The sequence below is a fragment of the Psychrobacter sp. genome, assembly GCF_018260395.1.
Classification (GTDB): domain Bacteria; phylum Pseudomonadota; class Gammaproteobacteria; order Pseudomonadales; family Moraxellaceae; genus Psychrobacter.
Window position 1 is genome coordinate 1 of the sequence record NZ_JAGLBC010000126.1, and the last position, 6,854, is coordinate 6,854.

5 protein-coding genes are annotated in these 6,854 nt (G+C 37.4%); 4 read left to right on the forward strand and 1 reads right to left on the reverse strand.

Annotated elements, in window-relative coordinates; all coding sequences use genetic code 11:
- Positions 1 to 313 precede the first annotated feature (313 nt).
- The gene (locus QZ265_RS08950; protein WP_296405446.1) at positions 314 to 1,123 is read right to left on the reverse strand and encodes a hypothetical protein; all 810 of its coding nucleotides are present in this window, start codon (positions 1,121 to 1,123) and stop codon (positions 314 to 316) included.
- Between the two features lie 373 nt (positions 1,124 to 1,496).
- Between QZ265_RS08950 and QZ265_RS08955 the strand changes: the two genes are divergently transcribed.
- The 4 genes from QZ265_RS08955 (at position 1,497) to QZ265_RS08970 (ending at position 6,639) form a co-directional block, all read left to right on the forward strand.
- Positions 1,497 to 2,969, forward strand: a complete 1,473-nt coding sequence (locus QZ265_RS08955) for an MFS transporter (protein WP_296405447.1) — start codon at positions 1,497 to 1,499, stop codon at positions 2,967 to 2,969.
- Between the two features lie 912 nt (positions 2,970 to 3,881).
- On the forward strand, positions 3,882 to 5,375 hold the full coding sequence (locus QZ265_RS08960; protein WP_296405448.1) for a cytochrome ubiquinol oxidase subunit I: 1,494 nt from the start codon (positions 3,882 to 3,884) through the stop codon (positions 5,373 to 5,375).
- Positions 5,375 to 6,391: a cytochrome d ubiquinol oxidase subunit II gene (cydB, locus tag QZ265_RS08965; RefSeq protein WP_296405450.1), complete on the forward strand. Its 1,017-nt coding sequence runs from the start codon at positions 5,375 to 5,377 to the stop codon at positions 6,389 to 6,391. Before QZ265_RS08960 ends, cydB begins: the two co-directional genes overlap by 1 nt.
- A gap of 71 nt (positions 6,392 to 6,462) precedes the next feature.
- Positions 6,463 to 6,639, forward strand: a complete 177-nt coding sequence (locus tag QZ265_RS08970) for a hypothetical protein (RefSeq protein WP_296405452.1) — start codon at positions 6,463 to 6,465, stop codon at positions 6,637 to 6,639.
- Positions 6,640 to 6,854 lie beyond the last annotated feature (215 nt).

Consider the following 6,854-nt stretch of genomic DNA (forward strand, 5'->3'; position numbering starts at 1 on the left):
CCATATCTAGCGTATGAATCAATTGATACAATGACTTGGATGCAAATCCAAATACCATTATAGCAATAACCGCAAATACCCATTGCCAGTTTAGTCGAATCGACTTATTTCTCATTATTACCCTACTGTTAGCTAAACATTAAAGATCTTAAACTCAAGTAGATAGTCGTACAAGATTGAGAAAAATTGGAGTATGGTTTTATACAATATTGTTTAAGAGAATATAAGGTATATTAATAAGTAATGCGTATAAGTAAAGTAGGTTATAGTTAAATTAAAGTTATGTTTTAATAGAAGCTAATTTCAATAAAAGCTAAGCTGAATATTTATTTTTCTGATAGGTCTCATAAACCACAAAACCCACGATTAATATCAAAAAGACCACACTTATTGATGTCACCCCGAATCCAAGCCCGCCATTCTTCAAAGGTTGTGATAACCAGTCGCCAAGAGCTGCCCCTAGTGGACGTGTCAAAATATAGGCCAACCAAAAACATAACACGCTATTTAATTTAAGCCCATAATATCCTGCAGCTATTAACGCAATCGTTGAAGCAAATATTAGCGTTGACGTTAGATAACCTAGGTTAAGACCTTCTGCGAACCAGTCTCCTGCTGCGGTTCCTAGGGCAAAAGTTGCTAAAATTGCCGTCCAATAAAAAACCTCTCGTGGAAACGTATCAATATGATGAATAGATAGTGTCTTTTCACGTCGGTACCATAATGCAAAGACCACGATGAGTAATAGCGAAAATCCAATTGTCGGATAAATCAAAGGTATGCCTAAATTATCGGTCATATTGTCAGTGATTAACGTTCCTAAAATACTCACAAAAACAACGGTCAGCCAATACTTCCATGAATAGTATTGTTTTGATTTTAATTGAATGGCAAGTACGATAAAAAACAGCACTGTCATGATTAGCAACGTTACAGGTAAGCCCAATCTATAATTAAAAATCATAAAGTCAGCAGCCGTCTCACCTACTGTTGTTGACATCATTTTTATAAGCCAAAAAATCAAGGTGATTTCAGGCACTTTATTAAAATGATTTATGTTTTGAGTATGACCATTTTGCATAGAATTAGGTACGCCATCCACATTGTTAATAGATTTAATCATTTAAATATCCTCATGCATTTTTCATTCGATAGGTTTGAGCTGATGTTGTTTAAGCTGATTTGAATAATCGTAAATTTTTTTATTAAAAGATTTCAAAATAGTGCAAGGGATCTTTGCCATTCATGTCCATTACTGATAGTTAATTATTTAAATGTATTTAAAAGGTTATAGGCATTTACTTAGATCATCTCACTGATAGATGTATTTATTAAAGCTATGCAAGTATATTAATTGACTTGTTAAGATAGCGTTAAATCGTTTATATAAATTTTATAAAAAATATTTAATTATTTTTAAAAAATCAATTCAAAATGGCATGTTAATTGCTAAATGCAAATTATCATGATTGGCATGATATTTTGAGGAGATTTAAATGTCTAAACGCCTACCCTTATTCAGTATGGGGTTACCACGCATTAAAACCTTGCACTACACTTGGTTTGCATTTTTTGTTACTTTCTTAATTTGGTTTGCGCATGTCGCATTGATGCCAACAATTAAAGATTATTTTTCGCTCACTGAAGGACAAGTTAAAGCTATATTAGTATTAAACGTGGCATTAACTATTCCAGCACGCCTATTAATTGGGGCTATGGTCGATAAGTATGGTCCTAAACGGGCGTATAGTGCTTTACTATTTATTAGTGGACTATTGTGCTTCAACTTTGCTTTTGCCCAAAACTTCCAAATGTTAGCCATTGGACGTTTTTTACTTGGATTTGTAGGCGCAGGATTTGTAGTAGGTATTCGTCTTATATCTGAATGGTTTCCGTCAGACGAAGTGGGAACAGCTGAAGGAATATATGGCGGCTGGGGTAACTTCGGAGCCGCTGTCGCCTCCATGTCTATGCCGATATTGGCATTGATGTATGGTGGTCCTGAAGGGTGGCGATATGCCATTGCGACGACTGGCGTGATTGCTATTATCTATGCATTTATTTTCTATCGCGGCGTCAGTGATACACCAAAAGGAGCGACTTACTTTAAGCCAAATAAATCAGGTGGTTTAGAGGTTTCAAGTAAATCAGACTTTTATTTTTATGCCGCTATCATTCTTCCTATTTATCTTACTTTATTCTTATTAATTTGGCGTTTATCGCCAGGCGGATTAAAGCTTTTAACTGATTCGCAAGCCATGATTGCCTATATTGTTGTGGCGGCACTTACGGTATATCAGTATTACAAAATCTGGACTGTCAACCATCATCTTTTTGAAAAGAATCGTGCGCCAGTACCTGCTGATTATGGGTATCAATTTAAACAAGTGGCTATATTGAGTATTGCCTACATGGCATGTTTTGGTTCTGAATTAGCCGTGGTGTCTATGTTGCCGCAGTTCTTTATTACCAATTACGGTATCTCTCATACTTTAGCGGGCTTGACTGCTGGTTGTTTTGCGGTGATGAACTTGTTTGCTCGACCAGGCGGTGGATTTATGTCAGATGCCGTTGGACGTCGTAAGGTTCTGATGATTGCATTAGCGGGTCAAACGATCGGTTTCATACTTATGAGCCAAATGACAAAGTTGCCTTTAGTTGGTGCCGTGCTTATCGTTTTAGCAACCTCTGTATTTGTTCAGTCAGCTTGCGGTGCCGTGTATTCTGTAGTGCCCTTAATTCAAAGACGAATGACTGGCCAAATCGCAGGAACAGCAGGCGCCTATGGCAATGTCGGTGGCGTATTTTTCTTAACGGTATTCTCAATGGTATCGCCAACTGCGTTTTTTATCGTATTGGCAGTATTTGCAGCTTTTGCCTTTTTCAGTGCACTATTCTTATCAGAACCAAAAGGACACATGGTAGAAGTCCATTTAGATGGTACTGTAGAACGAATAAAAATTGGTTAATTGGCAGCTTTTTAATTAAATAACAGGTTTTATTTCTTTTAAACTTTTAAATTGATGGCTATACCTTATTTATAAAAGAATCTATCTTGGTCAGGCTCAGTTCTCAAGCTATATCATTAGCTTCTGTATGTGTCTTCCTAGATAGGTTATTTTATAGATTTGTGTTTTTGCACATACCTCACGCCTATCTTTGCTATTCTATGGATATGCCACAATTAAGCAAATCCTATTATAAGCACCCCTACCTTTATAAGTCCTCGTGAAATAAGCACTCGTAAAATAAGCATCCCTAAAAATTTATTGTCTACCTAAATCCTATCTTCTCATGCAAGATCTTTAATGCTTGGATGGCGAATTATAATTACTGAACTAGTCAAAACTATCTTTGATTAAGGACGCAATAAAACCTATTAAAGTGCTTTAATAAAGTGCAACGATATGATTATAACGATATATTCAAATAATAGGTTGTGGCTTAATTTGATAACTTTCAGTAAATCCTTTGTCATGATCCCGTTGTAAACCACCAATTATTTATTAAAAAAAATTTTGATTATGTTGGCTCAAAAATGACTGCAAAAAACATTAAAATTTATTGACATATTAAAACGTACAGCTGGCTTAGCGTCCACGCTGCACCATAATGGCGAGAATAATTTCAACACATTTTAGCAACGTGATAATACGCAACAATAGTAATAAAAGCACCAAAGTTACTATATTCTATATGGTTGTAAAGTTTTAATTGTCATCTATTTTTTATCTCTTCAAATCACTCTATTCATAACAGTGACTTAACCGAACTGTATAAGTAAATGATAAAAAAGTTTTATCCATGTTTTATGAGACGCTATTTAAATCTGCGATCTTAAAAACATAGGTTTCAACATTTATTACATCACGGTGATGATAATGCTCTCATTATTAACTCAAGTAGATCCTATCGTTCTGGCTCGCATCCAGTTCGCTTTTGTAGTCTCCTTTCATATCGTATTCCCAGCCTTTAGCATCGGTCTTGCTAGCTGGTTAACTGTGCTAGAGTTTCGCTGGTTAAAAACAGGCAACCCTGTATTTGCCGAAGTTTATAAACATTGGTCTAAGATATTTGCCGTAGTATTCGGGATGGGCGTGGTATCTGGTATTGTTATGTCCTATCAGTTTGGTACCAACTGGGCTGTATTTTCTGACAAAGTAGGTAACGTTCTTGGTCCCTTACTCGCTTATGAAGTTCTGACTGCATTTTTCTTAGAAGCGTCATTCTTAGGCATTATGTTGTTTGGTTGGGGCCGCGTTAGTAAAAGAATGCACTTTGCAGCAACAGCCATCGTGGCTATTGGTACTTTAATCTCAGGGTTCTGGATTTTATCGGCCAATAGTTTTATGCAAACACCACAAGGATTTTCGATAGGCGCTGATGGGCTGCTATACCCTGAAAGCTGGATGGAAATTATTTTTAATCCCTCTTTCCCCTATCGTTATGCCCATATGATGACCGCAGCTTTTTTAACCACTGCCTTTGTCATCGGTGGTATTGGTGCTTATTACCTTCAGTCAAAAAAACATGTAGAGCATCGGCCACATGGCAAAGTGATGCTAGGTATGGCTATGCTTATGGCTACTTTAGTAGCACCTTTACAAGCTATAATTGGCGATGAACATGGCTTAAATACATTAGAGCATCAACCTGCTAAAGTTGCTGCTATGGAAGGTATTTGGAATGATGAACGTGGTGCTGCCTTAAGACTTTTTGCCATTCCAAATCAAGAAACCCAAAGTAACGATTACGAAGTCGCCATTCCCTACGTATCTGGTCTTATTCTGACCCATTCCTTTGACAAAGAAGTTAAGGGGCTAAAAAACTGGGCACGAGAAGATCTACCACATGTTATCGTCGTATTCTGGGCCTTTAGAATCATGGTAGGTATTGGTCTATTGATGATATTTGTAGGTTTAATGAGTGCCTATAATTATTTCAAAAAACGTCATTTCGATAGCGATAACAAGTTTTTTCATTATCTCTGGATGATGATGACGCCACTTGGTTTTCTGGCTTTATTAGCAGGGTGGTTTGTTACCGAAACAGGTCGACAACCTTATACTGTCTATGGAGTATTACGAACCGTAGATAGTGCTTCGCCGCTGATTAGCTCGCAAATTGCCACGACTTTGGCTGGGTTTATTATTGTTTATACCTTTATCTTTGGTTCGGCGACTATTTATATTTTGCGGCTAATTGCCAAAGGGCCACAACCATTTGAAGAGGTTGAAGATGATAACTTCTTTGAACATTCAGTAACTGAAGGTCAGGGTCGCTCTTTAAGTGGTGATAAAAATGCAAAAGAACATACTAAAGAGTCAGAAGATCTTTCAACCCCTGCAGATGATTCTGAGAAAGGATTACGCTAATGATGAATTTTGGTGATGTACTCGACTTACCTCTAATTTGGGGTGGGCTAATTGCCCTGGCTGTGTTTGTCTATGTATTGCTTGATGGATTTGATTTGGGGTGTGGAATTTTATTCCCATTTGCAGGCTCAGATAAAAACCGCAGCCGTATCATGAATTCTATTGCACCGTTTTGGGACGGTAATGAAACTTGGTTGGTACTCGGTGGTGGGGGTTTATTTGCAGCTTTTCCGGCCGCTTATGGCATCATCATGACCGGTTTATATTTGCCAGTTACCTTTATGTTGTTCGGGCTTATTTTACGCGGTGTGGCCTTTGAGTTTAGATTTAAAGCTGAACAACACCGATATATTTGGGATGTATGCTTTCATATTGGTTCGGTTGTAGCTGCCTTTATGCAGGGCGTGATGTTAGCTTCCTTGGTACAGGGTCTTGAAGTCAAAGATAGACTGTTTGCGGGTGGTCAGTTTGATTGGTTCACCCCGTTTGCTTTGGTTTGTGGCATTGCCATGGTAATTGGTTATGCCCTACTTGGCGCAACTTGGTTGATTATTAAGTCCGAAGAGAAGCTTCAAGCTTGGGCCCGTAAAGCTGCTTATCTATTACTGCTAGCATTACTCGCAGCCATGGCTGTGGTTACTGTGTTTATGTTCTTCTTAGGTATTGAAGCCACGTCGCAATGGTTCACATTCCCAACGCTTCTTTATCTAGCGCCAATTCCTCTAATAGCCCTCGTCTTGTTTTATGTCATGCGCAAAGACTTGCATGGCGAGCGTGAATATCGCCCATTCTTATTAACTATCTTGCTATTTTTAATGGGCTATATAGGTATCTGTTCAGCGGTATTCCCTTATATTGTGCCCTATGCTATGACCATGCATGAAGCCGCAGCAGCAGATACTTCTTTATCGTTTATGCTAATTGGCGCCGGAATTATGCTACCTATTATTTTAAGCTACACAGCCTATGGATATTATGTATTTAAAGGTAAATCTTCGCATGAACATATGTATTAATAAGCGTAATGCAGCTTTATTAAGTGTTTTATCTTTATTACGTGTAACCTTTATTGCTTGGGGGAAGTTATATGAAACAAACAGACAGAAAGCTCTCTGCCTCTGACCCTAAATATAATAAATCTAAATCTACTAAAGGACTGTCCAGAAAACAGTCACAATGGGCATGGTTTATAGGACTTTATTTAGCAGGTTTAATTACCATTACAGCCATTGCCAAGCTGATCAAAATGGCCATGGGAATTTAGAGGGGTATATAATAAAATTGCTGAATATTGAGTTAAAAGGTATGCTACTTAAGCGTTATTAAAGTAATATGGACTTGAGTGTTTAACTTAAGTCTATGATAAAGCTTAGATATTTGTTTAATTAGCTATATACTTGCTCAATTTGACATTTTATATAAATCTTAGATTCAACGATGAAGTGCAACGTTTAGAAATGATGAGAAGAAGAGTAAGAT